Source organism: Ferrovibrio sp. GW821-FHT12E11 (assembly GCF_058806975.1).
Genome location: NZ_JBXAQG010000001.1, coordinates 202,657 through 217,171 on the forward strand (window position 1 = coordinate 202,657; position 14,515 = coordinate 217,171).

Below are 14,515 nucleotides of genomic sequence, written 5' to 3' on the forward strand. Positions count from 1 at the left end.
GGACCTTCAGCCTCAGGAGTCCCCATGTCCAGCGAAGACCTGCATGTCCCCCGCGAACGCCTCAGCAAGGAGGCGCTGCACCTGCATTACGCCATCACCTCGCTGATGGAGGAGATGGAGGCGGTCGACTGGTATCGCCAGCGTGCCGATGACTGCGACGACCAGGCCCTGAAAGCCATCCTGCTGCACAACATGCGCGAGGAAATGGAGCATGCCGCCATGGTGATCGAATGGCTGCGCCGCAACAGCAAGGACTTCGAAAAGCAGCTGAAGGACTACCTGTTCACCGACAAGGATATCACCAAGCAGGAAGCGGAAGCGACCGGCAAGGCCTAGGCCGCCGCCACGATCTCCAGTTCGACCAGCCATTCCGGCAGCAGGGTCTGCACCACGATGGCGGTGGTTGGCACGACACGTCCCTTCAGAGCGGCTACGCGCGCATTCTGGTTCGCTTCCGCATAGGACGCATCGCGCAGGTAGCTGGTGATCCGCACGATGCTGTCCACCGTCATGTCGGCGCTGGCCAGGATCGTGCGCAGGTTCGACCAGATCAGCACCAGCTGCTCGTCCAGCGTCTTGCCCGCCGCGCCACTCTCGTCCAGCCCCATGGTGCCGGCGACGTAAAGGAAGCGCGTCGGATTGCGCACCTCCAGGGCGTGGATGTAATCCGGCGTCGCGGCATAGACGCCCTTGGTCGGGTTGCGCTGAATCGTTTCCATGGTTTCTCCTCTCAAGGCTTTAGCCGCGCCAGCGCGCGGGCATCGGTCTCCGCCATCGCCGCGGCATAACCGCCCAGCCGTCCGCGCAAAGTGGCCACCGTTTCCGGCGCCGCAGTCTGCAGGCTGCCGCCATAAGGCGGCTGCGGCTCGTATTCGATCTGCAACTGGATCTCGCGCGCTGTCTGTTCGCCGGCCAGCACCGCCACCAGCGCCAGGCCGAAATCGATACCGGCCGTGACGCCGCCGCCGGTGACACGGTTGCGGTCGGTCACCACGCGCTCCGCCACCGGTATGGCGCCGAAAGCACCCAGCCGTTGCAGCGACATCCAGTGCGTGGTGGCGCGATAGCCCTGCAGCAGGCCAGCCGCGCCCAGAACCAGCGCACCGGTGCAGACCGCCGTGACATACCGGCAGGTCTTCTCCTTTATGCGCAGGAAATTCAGCAGCGCCGCATCTTCCATCGCCTGCAGATGCCCCGGCCCGCCCGGCACGCAGATCACGTCCAGCGGCGGACAATCGGCATAGCGGGTGGTTGGCAGGATGGTCAGTCCGGCGCTGGCGCTGCGCACCGGCTGCAGGTCATGGGCCAGCAGATGGCACTGCGCATCCGGCAGCTTGGAGAACACCTCCCACGGCCCGGTCAGGTCGAGCTGGGTCAGATTGGGAAACAGCGCGAAACCGATATGCAGCGCAGACATGAGCACCTCCATGGCAGAACGGATTGTCAGAGCGATGCCCAGGCGAGCGGCAGACCGGCATCCGCGTTCCCCGGTGGTGGTCCACCTTGTCTCGCCAGTCGCGCGGATGTTGCCAGTCTGGCGCAGCCGTCGCAGCCCGGCAACCGTGGAATTGTCAGCATTCATTCCGTCATCCCCCCGGAAGCGGACATCCCGAGCAACGGCAGTCTGGGTTCCCGCTTTCGCGGGAACGACGAAAGTGAGAAACTGGATCTCATATCAGTTCAGAAGAACGGACCGCCCATGGCCCACGCCCTTTCCTCCGACGCCCGGCCGCTCAGCGGCCATAACCGTCCCGACCTGCAGACCGATGCGATCCGCCAGGCCCGCATTGATCTCGCCGCCTGCTTCCGCATGGCGGCAAAGCTCGGCCTGCATGAGGGCATCTGCAACCACTTCTCGGCCGTGCTGCCCGGCCATGACGACCTGTTCCTGGTCAATCCCTATGGCCGGGCCTTCAGCGAAGTGACCGCCTCGAACCTGGTGATCTGCGATTTCCACGGCAATGTCGTCGAGGGCGACGGCGTGCCGGAAGCCACCGCCTTTTTCATCCATGCCCGCATGCATCTGAACGTGCCGCGCGCCCGCGTCGCCTTCCACACTCATATGCCCTATGCCACGGCGCTGTGCATGACCGAAGGCAAGCCGCTGCTGTTTGCCGGCCAGTCGTCGCTGAAATTCTATGGCCGCACCAAGGTCGACGGCCATTACAACGGCCTGGCGCTGGATACCTCGGAGGGCGACCGTATCGCCGCCGCCGTCGGCGATGCCGATATCGTCTTCATGAAGCAGCACGGCGTCATGGTGCTGGGCAAGACCATCGCCGAGGCCTGGGACGACCTCTACTACCTGGAACGCGCCTGCCAGGTGCAGGTGATCGCGCAATCGACCGGCCGTCGCCTGGTGCCGGTCGATCCCGACATCGCCGAAGCCACCTACCGGCAGATGCGCGACGGCGATGGCGAATCCGCGCGCCTGCATCTGGAGAGCATCAAGCGCGAACTCGATCGCGAGCAGGCGGATTATCGCGCCTGATTCTACAGCCATTGCGAGCGGGAAAAGCCGGCTTTGTCCAGATTTATCAATGGATGGAATGGCGGATTTTTACCCTTTATGAGTGCATATTTCCCTTGAAACGCGAGAATTGTTTTCGATACTTCTCAGACCCTGTCATTCAACACCGACCCCGCCGGCGCATCCTGCAACCTGATGCGGAACGGCTTGCCGATCGGCAAAGTTGTAACGCCGGGCGCCGTGCGGATCGACCGCACCAAGCATGGCATCGAGGTCACCTGTGAGCTCGATGGGTATGACAAAAGCACCACCTTCCTGAAATCGCATGCCTCGGCTGCAACCTTCGGCAACATCATTGCTGGCGGCGGCATTGGCTGGGCGATTGATTCCGCGGCCGGCGCCGACAACAAGTACGACGATGCGACCTTCATCACGATGAAGAAAAAGCTGGCGGGCCTCTAAGCCGTCACGGTCGGGCGCAACCGCCCGACCGACACGTTGCGGGCAGCAGGAGCAGGTTATGATCTGCGTCTCTGCTGCCCGCTTTTTTTTGTGCCGCGCACGGCGAGCGCGGCCGACCTGAGCGTCAGCTCTTGCTCAGCAGTTCCTTCAGCTTCAGCCGTTCGATAATGACTTTCTCTTCCTCGTAATTCTGGGCAACGAATTTGCGGTAATCCTCGCCGTCCAGATACATCACCACCATATCGAGACGGTTGCAGGTTTCAGTATGCTCTACACTTAAAGCCGCATTGCGGAACACCTGCCGCAGCTTCGCCGTGATCGCCGGATCGAGGCCTTTGGGCGCGCCGACGCCGTTCGGCGCCTGCATCACCACGTTGTAGCCGCTTTCCTTCAGGGTCGGCACATCGGGAAAGCCGGCCAGCCGCTGCTCGCTCCAGGTGGCCAGCAGGCGGAAGCGGCCGTCGCGCACCAGCGGCGCCCAGCTGCTGGAATCCGCCAGCACCTCCACATGGCCGCCCAGAACGCCCTGCAGGGCATCGGCGCCGCCCTTGAAGGGCACATGGCTCATCTTGATCCTGGCGGCATGGCAGAATTCCTCCATGCCGATATGGGTCTGCCCCGCCACGCCTGACGTGGCATAGGTCACGGTGTCGGGCTTGGCCTTCGCCGCCGCCACCACATCCTGGATGGTCTTGAAGCGCGAGTCCGCACGCACGGCGATGCCGAAGGTCTGACCGGCGGTGCGGGCAATGAAGGTGAAGTCGCTGCGCGGATCGTGCTGGAAACTGCCTAGCTGCGAGAAGCGCGTCACGCTCAGAGGAATCTGCCCGATGGTGTAGCCATCGGGTTGCGCCGTGGCGATGCCGGCGGCACCGATCATGCCGGCCGCACCGGCACGGTTCTCCACCGTGATCGGTTGACCCAGTTCGGTCGCCGCCACGCGGCAAAGCGCGCGCATGGTGGCATCGGCGGTGCCGCCGGCCGGCCAGGGACAGATAAAACGGATCGGACGGTTGGGATAAGCGCCTTGTCCGAAAGCTGGCCTGGCCAGACTGCCGGCTGCCAGCACGGCCGCGGACGCAAGCGTTCCCGTGAGGACCTGACGCCTGTCAGGTCCCTGCATGACTTTTTTCATTGTCGTTTCCTCCGGTTTTTAGTTTTTCAGCGGTTGGTTTTCGCTACCCCACGATACCGATCTGCCAGGGGACGAATTCGTGGTCGCCGACACCGAGCAGCTCGCTCTTGCTCTTCTCGCCGGATGCCGTGCGCAGGATATGCTCGAAAATCTCCTGCCCCATTTCCTGCATCGACTTGGTGCCGTCGAGGATCTGGCCGCAGTTGATGTCCATGTCCTCTTCCAGGCGGCGGTACATCGGTGAATTGGTGGCGAGTTTCAGCGATGGCACCGGCTTGGCGCCGAAGGCCGAACCACGGCCGGTGGTGAAGGCAATGATATTGGCGCCGCCGGCAATCTGGCCGGTGGCGGAGCACGGGTCGTAGCCGGGCGTATCCATGATGACGAGGCCCTTGGTCTTCACCGGCTCGGCGTATTTGTAGACATCCATCAGCGGCCCGGTGCCGCCCTTCATGGAAGAGCCGAGCGACTTCTCGAAGATATTGGCGAGGCCGCCGGCCTGGTTGCCCGGGCTGACCACGCCGTTGATCTGCACGTCGCGGCCGACGGCATAGACGTCCTTCCACCAGCGGATACGCTCCACCAGCTTCTCGCCCACTTCCTTCGTCACGGCACGCCGGGTCAGCGTGTGCTCCACGCCATAGAGCTCTGGCGTTTCCGACAGGATCGCCGTGCCGCCATGACGCACCAGGATATCCATGGCCGCGCCCAAAGCCGGATTGGCGGTGATCGACGAGAAGCCGTCCGAACCGCCGCACTGCAGCCCGACGCTGATATGGCTGGCCGACACGGTGGTGCGCTTCACATCGTTGGCGGCCGGCAGAATGCGCTTCACGGCCTCGACGCCCGCCTCGATGGTCTTGCGGGTGCCGCCGGTCTCCTGCATCACGAAAGTGACCAGGTTGGCGCTGCGCTCCAGTCCCTGCTCTTCCATCATGCCGCCGAGCTGGTTGCGCTCGCAGCCGAGCCCGATCACCACGACGGCGGCGAGGTTGGCATGACGGATATAACCGCCCAGCGTCCGGCGCAGCAGCGCCATCGCCTCACCCGTCATCTCCATGCCGCAGCCCAGCGCATGGCTGAAGGCCACCACGCCGTCCACATTGGGGAAATCGGCCAGCCGTTCTTCGGTGAAATGCCGGGCGACCGCATGCACCACGGTGGCCGAACAGTTCACAGTGGAGACGATACCGATGAAGTTGCGTGTGCCGACGCGACCATCGGGACGTACGATACCCTGGAAGGTGGCGCGTTCGGCCTCGGGGATCATCTCCACCGGCCTGTAGCCCTGGGCATGGGCATAGTCGCGGTCGAACTCACGGAATTCGGTGTTGTGGCCATGCAGCATGCTGCCGACGCGGATATCTTCCGCAGCGAAGCCGACGGTGACGTTGTATTTCAGGATCGGCTCGCCCTTGGCAATGTCACGGGCGGCGATCTTGTAACCCGCCAGGGTTTTGTCGCGGATCAGGAAGCCGGGATGGCGATTGTCGCCCTCCACCGGAATACCGGGCACCACGTCGATGCGGGCGACAACCACGTTGTCGTCGGGATGCAGGCGGATCACAGGGCCGATCAGGCGTTTGGCATGCAGGTCGATCTGGTTCATGGGGCTTGGGCTGTTCTGCTGGCTGGAAAATGTTACCGGTAACATATTGGCCGAGCCTACCCCGGAATCATTCCGCTGGCTATACTGGAAATGTGAAGACCGCGCCCAAAAGCCGTACCGCAACTGCGAAAACGCCGACGCTTGCCGATATCGCGGCCGAGGTCGGCGTCACCAAAATCACGGTTTCCCGCGCTCTCAATACGCCAGACCAGGTCTCGCCCAAGACGCTGGAGAAAGTGCGCGCTGCCATCCGGCGCCAGGGCTATACCCCCAACCTGCTGGCCGGCTCGCTATCGTCGAACCGCAGCAAGCTGATCGTTGCCCTGGTGCCCAGCATTGCCGGCGCCATGTTCACCGCCACGATGGAAAGCGTCGCCGCACATCTGCAGGCGCAGGGCTATCAGCTGCTGATCGGCCAGGCCGGCTATGATGATGCGCGCGAGGACGAATTGCTGGCTGCCGTGATCGGCCGCCGCCCCGATGGCATCATCCTCACCGGTATCGTTCATTCCGCCGATGTAAGGCGCAAGCTGCGCGCCGCCCGTATTCCGGTCGTCGAAACCTGGGACCTGACCGACAAGCCGATCGACATGCTGGTCGGCTTCTCGCATCCGGCCATTGGCAAGGCGGCAGCCGAATACCTGTACAAACGCGGCTGCCGCCGGCCGGCAATTATTTCGCCCGATGATCGCCGCGCGCGCCTGCGTGCCGGCGCTTTCAGCGAAACCTTCCGCAAGCTCGGCAGCAAGAGCCGCCCGATTCCGGTGATCGAGGCGCCGGCCCCCACGCCGATGGGCGACGGCCGCAGCGGCCTTGCCGCCCTGCTGCGCGATCACCCCGATATCGATGGCGTCTTTTGCGGCTCGGATAACCTGGCGCTCGGCGCATTGATCGAAGCCAAGGCGCGTGGCCTCAGGGTGCCGCAGCAGTTGAAGGTGATTGGCTATGGCGATCTCTCGTTTGCCAAGGACACCGATCCACCGCTGACCAGCGTGCGCACCGATGGCGCCGGCATCGGGCGCATCGCCGCGGAAATGCTGGTCGCCCGCGCGGCCGGGCACAACCCGAAGCACAAGCTGGTCGATATCGGCTTCACGATCGTGGAGCGCGACAGCGCCTGAGTCGCCGCGCCGGCAATATGGCCACGGCGACCCTGCCCACTCCCATGCAAATGAGTGGCGCTCATTACTGCAACCTCAACTCAAAGTAATGGGTTCAACCAATACTGTAAAACTCCGGCTTGTTCACTGCGTTTTACACCACCTTAGGTAATACTGCTAATAACAAAGTATTTATTTAGTAATTCTACCGATCCTTTCTTATAAATCGTCCGTATAAGCATGAGACCGGCGAAAAAGAGACCGGCATAACCCGGCGTAAATTCACAAAAAGGACTCCCCCAGATGTTCCAGTTTTCCGCAAGTTCCGCTGCGAGCGATTTGCGTGCGCAGTTTGACGCGATCAACAAGGCGCAGGCCATCATCGAATTCACCCTCGACGGCACCATCCTGCATGCCAACGAGAATTTCCTGAATGCCGTGGGCTATCGCCTCGATGAGGTGAAGGGCAAGCATCACCGCATCTTCGTTGATCCGGCTTATGCGCAAAGCGCCGAATACAAGGCCTTCTGGGCCAAGCTGGGCCGCGGCGAATACGAAGCCGCGCAGTACAAGCGCATCGCCAATGGCGGCAAGGACATCTGGATTCAGGCCAGCTACAACCCGATCTTCGACAAGCGCGGGCGGCCATACAAGGTGGTGAAATTCGCCACCGACATCACGGCGCAGAAGGCTGTCATGGCCGATTACCAGGGCCAGATCGCCGCCATCGGCAAGTCGCAGGCGGTGATCGAGTTCACGCTGGATGGCGTGATCCTCAATGCCAACGAGAATTTTCTCGGCGCCATGGGCTACACGCTGGCCGAGGTGAAAGGCCAGCATCATCGCATTTTCGTCGAACCCGCTTATCGCGACAGCGCCGCGTACAAGGCCTTCTGGGACAAGCTCGGCCGCGGTGAATTCGAAGCCGCGCAGTACAAGCGTGTCGGCAAAGGTGGCCGCGAGGTCTGGATCCAGGCCAGCTACAATCCGATCATGGATGCCAATGGCCGCCCCTTCAAGGTGGTGAAATACGCTACCGACATCACGGCGCAGATCCTGGCCGCGCGCATGACCGAACTGGCGGTGCAGCAGGTCAAGGTCGTGGTCGATGCGACCCGCAACAATGACCTGACCCAGCGGATCGCCATGCAGGGCAAAAGCGGCGAGATCGCCACGCTGTGCAGTGGGGTCAACGATCTGGTCGATGCCATGAGCGGCATCATCGGCAATCTACGCGATACCTCCGTCACCATCGCGGAAGCCTCGGGCGAGATTTCCACCGGCAGCCAGGACCTGGCCCAGCGCACCGAAAGCCAGGCCGCTTCCATCGAGGAAACCGCGGCATCCATGCACGAGATCACGGCGACCGTGAAGCAGAATGCGGATAACGCCCAGGCCGCCAGCCAGCTCGCCACCGTGGCGCGCGATACGGCCGAAAAAGGCGGCACCGTGGTGTCGGACGCCGTCACCGCCGTCACGCAGATCGAGCAGAGCGCGCAGAAGATTTCCGACATCATCGGCCTGATCGACGAAATCGCCTTCCAGACCAACCTGCTGGCGCTCAATGCCAGTGTGGAAGCCGCCCGTGCCGGCGAAGCCGGCAAGGGTTTTGCGGTGGTGGCGCAGGAAGTGCGTGCGCTCGCGCAGCGCTCGGCCAATGCGTCGAAGGACATCAAGGCGCTGATCTCGACCTCGAATGCCCAGGTCAAGACCGGCGCCGCCCTGGTCAACCAGGCTGGCGTCTCGCTCGCCGAGATCGTCGGTGCGATCAAGAAAGTCTCCGACATCGTGGCTGAGATCGCGGCGGCATCGAAGGAACAGGCCGCCGGCCTGGAACAGGTCAACACGGCCGTCGCCAGCATGGATGAAATGACCCAGCGCAATGGCGCCCTGGTCGAGGAAACCTCCGCTTCCGCCCAGGCGCTGTCGGGCCAGGCCCAGGAGCTGGCGCAGCTGGTGCAGCGCTACCGTCTCGACGAGGCCGCCGCGCCGCGTCCGGCCGCCAGGCCGGTCGTCACGCAGGTGATCACGGTGAAGCCGCCGGCGGCGCCGGCCGCGAAACGCCCGGCCCTGAAAATCGTGCCGAAGCCGGCCGCGAAGGCGCCGGCCGATGACGACGGCGCCTGGGAAGAATTCTAAGCTGGCGGCGAAGGGTCGTCGCCGGGACGGGCCACGGCGATCTGCCAGTTGCGGCGGATCGCCAGCACCCGCACGGCAAAGCAGAACAGGCCGCCGGCGATGATGCCGACATGATGCGGCAGGCCGAGCGCTGACACCGCCACCACCACGGCCGCACCGGCGAGCGCGGCCACCGCATAGACCTCGGCACGCAGCACGGTGGGAATTTCCGCCAGCATGATATCGCGCGCCATGCCGCCGCCGATGCCGCTGAGCACGCCCAGCATCATCGCGGCCAGTGGATTGAGGCCGTAATCCAGCGCCTTCTGCGCGCCCAGCACGGCGAACAGCGCCAGGCCGGCGGCGTCGAACAGCTGCACCGGATGCTTCAGTTTTTCCACCAGGGCGTAGCGCCAGAACACCAGCAGCGCGGCCACCGCGGCAATCAGCGGATAGGCCCAGTCGCGCAGGGCGACCGGCGGCAGCGCGCCGATCAGCACATCGCGCAGGATGCCGCCGGCACTGGCAGCCGCAAAGCTGAGCACCAGCACGCCGAACAGATCGAGCCTACGGCGCACGCCGGCCGTCGCGCCCGAGAGCGCGAACACGAAAGTCCCGGCGAAGTCGAACAGGGTGAGCAGCATGGCAGCCTCATGGAGACCGCCCGGCTTCACGCGGCCGGGTCAGTCCTACTTGTGGTCCGGCTTTTTCTTCCAGGCCGGCTTGCCCGATCCTGCCGGAGCGGCACCGCCCTCGGCAACCGGCTTCTTGAAATCGGGCTTGTAGGGACGGCTGGTATTGCCGTCCCAGCTCTTCTTCTCGCCTGGCTTGCCGCCGAACTCTTTCTTGCCGAAGCCCGGCTTCTTGCCGGCCCAGTCCTTCTTTTCGCCGAAGGTGGCGGCATTCTTCTCGCCGAATTCCTTGCGGGTGAAGCCGCCGGCCTTCTTGCCGGTCCAGGGCTTCTTGCCGCCATCGCCGTCCGGCGCGCCGGTCTCGCCGGCCATGCCGGGCGGACCGTCAAGGCGGGCAATGGTGATCTGCTTCTCGCCGGTGCCTTCGCGGGCGATCTGGTCGGCGAAGCGCTGGGCGACGCCGGCGGCAATCTCGAACTGGCTTTCGGTATGGAAAATCTTGATCGAGCCGACATCCTTGCGGGTGACATGGCCGACGCGGCAGATTAGCGGCAGCAGCCAGCGCGGCTCGGCATTCTGCTTGTGGCCGGCGGTGATGCGGAACCACACGCCATTGCCGGTGAAGTCGTCGCGGCCCTTGCGCGGACGTGCATCGTCGCGCCCCCCGAAAGCGGCCGGCGCTTCCGAGCCCACGTCCAGCAGCTCTTCCGGCGCCGGCTGGCGCGCCATCTGCAGACGCAGGAAACCGGCGGCCACCTTCTCGGCGCCATGCTTGGCCAGCAGCTCGGTCACGAACGGCAGTTCCTCGGCACTCGGCGCCGCCTGCAGGGTTTCGTCGTTCAGGATGCGCTTGCGGTCGGCGGCCTGGATTTCGGCAGCACTCGGCGGCTGCGCCCATTTCGCCTCGATATTGGCTTCGGCCAGCAGGCGCTGCAGGCCACGGCGGCGGTTATGCGGCACCAGCAGGGCGCAGATGCCCTTGTTGCCGGCGCGACCGGTACGACCTGATCTGTGAAGAAGCGCTTCGCGGTTGGTCGGCAGATCGGCATGCACGACCAGTTCCAGGCCCGGCAGGTCGATGCCGCGCGCGGCCACGTCGGTGGCAACGCAGATGCGGGCGCGGCCATCGCGCATCGACTGCAGCGCATGGGTACGTTCGTTCTGGCTCAGCTCGCCCGACAGGGCCACGACAGCGAAGCCGCGATTGGATAACCGCGCCGACAGGTGGTTCACCGCCATGCGGGTGCCGCAGAAGACGATGGCGCTTTTCGCGTCATGGAAACGCAGCACGTTGATGATGGCGTTCTCGCGCTCGTTCGGGGCCACCATCAGGGCGCGGTATTCGATGTCGTGATGCTGCTCGCGTTCGGCCGCCGTCGAGATGCGGATCGCATCCTTCTGGAAGCGCTTGGCCAGCTGGGCGATCGGCTTCGACACGGTGGCCGAGAACAGCAGCGTACGGCGCTCGGGCGACGCGGCATCGAGAATGAATTCCAGATCCTCGCGGAAGCCCAGGTCCAGCATCTCGTCGGCTTCGTCCAGCACCACGGCGCGCAGACCGCTGATATCCAGGGCACCGCGTTCGATATGGTCGCGCAGGCGGCCGGGCGTACCGACCACGATATGGGCACCGGCATTCAGCGCCTGGCGTTCGGTGCGCATGTCCATGCCGCCGACACAGGAGACGACGCGGGCATTGGTCGGCTCGTACAGCCATTCCAGCTCGCGGCAGACCTGCAGCGCCAGTTCGCGCGTCGGCGCGATCACCAGCGCCAGCGGCGGCTGCCAGCCGCCCCCGCGGGCATTGCCGCCGCGGAACGGCTCGAAGCCGTCCGAACCCTGCAGCAGGGTCGGCGCGATATTGAGGCCGAAGGCCACGGTCTTGCCCGAGCCAGTCTGCGCCGAGACCAGCAGGTCGGCTTCGGCATGCTGCGGTTCCAGCACGGCGGCCTGCACGGGGGTGAGCGTGGTGTAGCCGCGCTGCGTCAACGCAAGCGACAGCGGCGCAATAACGCCGGCAAAATCAGTCATGGAATAAACGTCTTTCGGGAGATCAGGGACGGCAATATCAGCAGCGGCCCACCCATCATCGTCAGGGCCGATCAGGGAATGGCGATCATCCTGCGCCGGCCCTGCTGCGGCGGGTTTTAAGCGGTGGCGGCGCAGGCGTCAACTGCGGCGCTTTTGCCGCAGTCTATTCAGGGGGTTAATGGCTCAGGCGGCCTTGCGCATGCTGCTCGAGACCGTGCGCAGCAGATGGGCGGCGTCGATCGGCTTGGCGACATGGCCATTCATGCCGGCAGCGCGGCAGCGCAGGACTTCCTCGGCCATGGCGCTGGCGGTCAGTGCGATCACCGGGACGCTGGCGGCCGGCTCGGGCAGCATGCGGATGCGGGTGGTGGCTTCCAGCCCGCTCATCACCGGCATGTTCAGGTCCATCAGTACGATGTCGAAATCTTCTTCCGACAGCCGGTGCAGGGCTTCCTCGCCGCTGGCGGCCGTAATCACCGTATTGCCCGCCGGGGTGAGCAGCGCCGAGACCAGGCGGCGGTTGGTCAGGTTGTCATCCACCACCAGAACCCGGCCGGTGCGCAGATCATCCGCCGCCGGCTGCGTCATCCCGGATACAGCATCCTCCCGGACCACATCGGTGAAGATCAGGGTGAACCAGAAGGTGCTGCCGACTTCGAGTTCCGAGGCCACGCCGATGGTGCCGCCCATCAGGTCGACCAGACGCTTGCAGATCGCCAGGCCAAGGCCGGTGCCGCCGAAGCGGCGGCCGACGGTGGAATCCACCTGCGTGAAACTTTGAAACAACAGGGGCATATCGGCCTCGCGAATGCCAACACCGGTATCGCTCACGGCGAAGCGCACGCTGCTGCGTCCCTGGCCCGCCGCTTCCAGACTGACCGATAGTGCGACGCTGCCTTCTGTGGTGAATTTCACCGCGTTGCCCAGCAGGTTGACCAGAATCTGCCTCAGACGGGTGGGATCGGCGACCACATGGCCGGGCACCTGCGGGTCGAATTTCAGGCGCAGGTCAAGCTGTTTGGCCGTCGCAGCCGGCCGGTTCAGCGCCATGACGTCGTCGATCAGACGATGCAGATCGATCGGCATGCTCTCCAGCGTCACCCTGCCCGCCTCGATCTTGGAATAGTCGAGGATATCGTTGACGATAGTCAGCAGGCTGGTGGAGGATTCGCGGATGATAGAGACATAACCACGGCCGCGCTCATCGAGGTCCAACTCCGACAGCAGGTTCGTATAGCCGAGCACGCCGTTCATCGGCGTCCGCAGCTCATGGCTCATGATGGCGAGGAATTCCGATTTGGCATGGCTCGCCGCTTCGGCTTCCTGCTTGGCGATATCGAGCTGCCGTTCGCGCTGTTCGCCGCGATACAGGCTGCGCGCCAGCAGCACGCCGCCGACCAGGATGGACAGCGCGGTCAGCAGGATGACGGAGGCGGCGATGATCGAGTTGCGCCGCCAGACGCTCAGGATCTCATCCTTCGAGAAGCTGACGCCGATCACCAGCGGATTATAGGGTACGCGGCGATAGCTCATCACGCGCTTCTGCCCGTCGATAGGGCTGCGCATATGCACGGTGCCGGCCCGGCCATGCGCCATCACTCCCGCGAACACATCGGGCGGCGCAATCGGCTTGCCGACCAGCCGGTCGTCGACCGGCGTGCGGATCAGGGTGGTGGCGTCATCCAGCGTGACGAACACCGATCCGCTGTCGCCCAGGGCCAGCGACATATAGAGCTTGGTGAAATGGTCGAGATCCAGACGCGCGGTGACGACGCCGAGGAAGCCGCCATCGACGCTATTGACCCGCCGCGAGGCCAGCACGGACTTGCGCTGGGTCACCTTGGAGACGAAGGGGTGACTGATATGCATGCGGAGGTCGACGACCGCCGCATGCGACTGGAACGCCTCCTGCTCCGACACGTTCAGGCCACGCGCGCCGGCACGGCTGGACCCGAGAACGCGCACGCCGTCGCTGCTGTGAATGGAAATCCAGGTGATCGCCGTGGCACTGCCGAAAATCCGCTCGATGTCGATCGCGGCGCTGTCGTCGACATCGCGATGGCCGTCCAGCAGCGGGGTGGCCAGGCGCGCGGTTTCCTGCAGGGTGCGGTCGATGGCTTCCAGGCTGCGGGCCAGATGTTCGGCGGCCAGCGCCGACAGATCCTGGGTGCGGTATTCGGCCGTGGCGATGGCGGTATCGTGGCGGCGCTTGATCTCGAAGGCGACCATGGCGACGAGAAAGCCGGCCAGCAGCGCGGTGAAGACGACCACCAGGCCGGCACGGCCGCGCCAGAAACCGGAGGCGCGCCAGAAAGCCGGTGCGCCGGTGAACAGGCTGATGGACTGTTGCGCGATCTGTCGATAGGGGGCCATGACTGCCGGTCTCCGGCAACGGCCAGGCCAGAGGGTGCATGACGGCGTTGCGGCTCGCAGCTTGTGCGGATTCGGCCGGCAAATCAGGTTTAAAGCCGATAACGGCGTCGCTTTGCGTGCAGCAAACCGCCAAAGACGGCAACCACAGGCCGAAGGTGTCTGAAAATTTAGGCGCCCCGAATACCCTTGCATCACCCGCCCATAGGGCAGAGGCTGGTACGGCGATTCCCCTACACCCTGCTTTTCGTTGCGCAAATGGCGCAGCGGCCGCCGCTGGTGGCCTGCAAATGGCTGCAGATATCCGCCCAGGAAGGACAGCCATGACGACCCGCAGCACGGAGACCACCCTCACCTTCAGTCGTCCCTTCCGCCTGAGCGCGCTGGATGAAGCGCAGCCGGCTGGCACCTATTTGCTGGTGAATGAAGAAGAGCGGATCGACAGCCTGTCCTTCCCGGCCTACCAGCGCACCGCCACCCTGCTGCAGCTGCCCGCCATCGCCACAGCCAGCGCCATGCGCCAGATGGTGCCGGTCACGCCCGACGAACTGGCGGTGCTGCTGCGCGCCGATGCGGCGCCGGCCTGAC

Annotated in this window: 13 protein-coding genes and 1 riboswitch; of the genes, 6 read left to right on the forward strand and 7 right to left on the reverse strand. The window is 64.5% G+C overall.

The features are described 5' to 3' along the window. Window positions 1-24: 24 nt before the first annotated feature. Window positions 25-336, forward strand: a complete 312-nt coding sequence (locus AC1ROT_RS01060) for a ferritin family protein (RefSeq protein WP_492970586.1) — start codon at window positions 25-27, stop codon at window positions 334-336. Here AC1ROT_RS01060 and AC1ROT_RS01065 read toward each other — a convergent pair. Both AC1ROT_RS01065 and AC1ROT_RS01070 read right to left on the reverse strand, forming a co-directional pair. Then, window positions 333-719: a RidA family protein gene (locus AC1ROT_RS01065; RefSeq protein ID WP_492996924.1), complete on the reverse strand. Its 387-nt coding sequence runs from the start codon at window positions 717-719 to the stop codon at window positions 333-335. The genes AC1ROT_RS01060 and AC1ROT_RS01065 overlap by 4 nt on opposite strands. 11 nt (window positions 720-730) lie before the next feature. Next, window positions 731-1,417, reverse strand: a complete 687-nt coding sequence (locus AC1ROT_RS01070) for a DJ-1/PfpI family protein (protein ID WP_492996925.1) — start codon at window positions 1,415-1,417, stop codon at window positions 731-733. Window positions 1,418-1,446: 29 nt separating this feature from the next. Then, window positions 1,447-1,529: riboswitch (ZMP/ZTP riboswitch) on the reverse strand. A 170-nt stretch (window positions 1,530-1,699) separates the two neighbouring features. On the opposite strand from AC1ROT_RS01070, the gene AC1ROT_RS01075 reads away from it, so the two are divergent. Together AC1ROT_RS01075 and AC1ROT_RS01080 are read left to right on the forward strand one after the other, a co-directional pair. Next, window positions 1,700-2,491 carry an aldolase gene (locus tag AC1ROT_RS01075; RefSeq protein ID WP_492996926.1) on the forward strand — a complete coding sequence of 264 codons (792 nt, stop codon included), beginning with the start codon at window positions 1,700-1,702 and terminating at the stop codon, window positions 2,489-2,491. A 186-nt stretch (window positions 2,492-2,677) separates the two neighbouring features. Beyond that, window positions 2,678-2,932: a hypothetical protein gene (locus AC1ROT_RS01080; RefSeq protein WP_492996927.1), complete on the forward strand. Its 255-nt coding sequence runs from the start codon at window positions 2,678-2,680 to the stop codon at window positions 2,930-2,932. 124 nt (window positions 2,933-3,056) lie between these two features. Here AC1ROT_RS01080 and AC1ROT_RS01085 read toward each other — a convergent pair whose 3' ends face one another. Together AC1ROT_RS01085 and AC1ROT_RS01090 are read right to left on the reverse strand one after the other, a co-directional pair. Continuing rightward, the gene (locus AC1ROT_RS01085; protein ID WP_492996928.1) at window positions 3,057-4,067 is read right to left on the reverse strand and encodes a Bug family tripartite tricarboxylate transporter substrate binding protein; all 1,011 of its coding nucleotides are present in this window, start codon (window positions 4,065-4,067) and stop codon (window positions 3,057-3,059) included. 43 nt (window positions 4,068-4,110) lie between these two features. Then, window positions 4,111-5,676 carry a UxaA family hydrolase gene (locus tag AC1ROT_RS01090; protein WP_492996929.1) on the reverse strand — a complete coding sequence of 522 codons (1,566 nt, stop codon included), beginning with the start codon at window positions 5,674-5,676 and terminating at the stop codon, window positions 4,111-4,113. A gap of 92 nt (window positions 5,677-5,768) precedes the next feature. Here AC1ROT_RS01090 and AC1ROT_RS01095 point away from each other — a divergent pair, with 92 nt between their 5' ends. Next, window positions 5,769-6,797, forward strand: a complete 1,029-nt coding sequence (locus tag AC1ROT_RS01095; RefSeq protein ID WP_492996930.1) for a LacI family DNA-binding transcriptional regulator — start codon at window positions 5,769-5,771, stop codon at window positions 6,795-6,797. A gap of 282 nt (window positions 6,798-7,079) precedes the next feature. After that, on the forward strand, window positions 7,080-8,915 hold the full coding sequence (locus tag AC1ROT_RS01100) for a methyl-accepting chemotaxis protein (protein WP_492996931.1): 1,836 nt from the start codon (window positions 7,080-7,082) through the stop codon (window positions 8,913-8,915). Here the strand turns inward: AC1ROT_RS01100 and AC1ROT_RS01105 are convergent. The 3 genes from AC1ROT_RS01105 to AC1ROT_RS01115 all read right to left on the reverse strand — a co-directional run bounded on the left by AC1ROT_RS01105 (window position 8,912) and on the right by AC1ROT_RS01115 (window position 13,930). After that, complete coding sequence (locus AC1ROT_RS01105) at window positions 8,912-9,538, reverse strand: trimeric intracellular cation channel family protein (protein ID WP_492996932.1); 627 nt, start codon at window positions 9,536-9,538, stop codon at window positions 8,912-8,914. The genes AC1ROT_RS01100 and AC1ROT_RS01105 overlap by 4 nt on opposite strands. A gap of 45 nt (window positions 9,539-9,583) precedes the next feature. Next, window positions 9,584-11,557, reverse strand: coding sequence for a DEAD/DEAH box helicase (locus AC1ROT_RS01110; protein ID WP_492996933.1), 1,974 nt, complete (start codon window positions 11,555-11,557; stop codon window positions 9,584-9,586). Window positions 11,558-11,740: 183 nt separating this feature from the next. Next, a complete protein-coding gene (locus AC1ROT_RS01115; RefSeq protein WP_492996934.1) occupies window positions 11,741-13,930 on the reverse strand; it encodes a hybrid sensor histidine kinase/response regulator in 2,190 nt (729 codons plus the stop codon). Window positions 13,931-14,250: 320 nt separating this feature from the next. On the opposite strand from AC1ROT_RS01115, the gene AC1ROT_RS01120 reads away from it, so the two are divergent. After that, window positions 14,251-14,514 (forward strand): hypothetical protein, encoded by a 264-nt coding sequence (locus tag AC1ROT_RS01120; protein WP_492970574.1) that lies wholly within the window; start codon window positions 14,251-14,253, stop codon window positions 14,512-14,514. Window position 14,515: the final 1 nt, after the last annotated feature.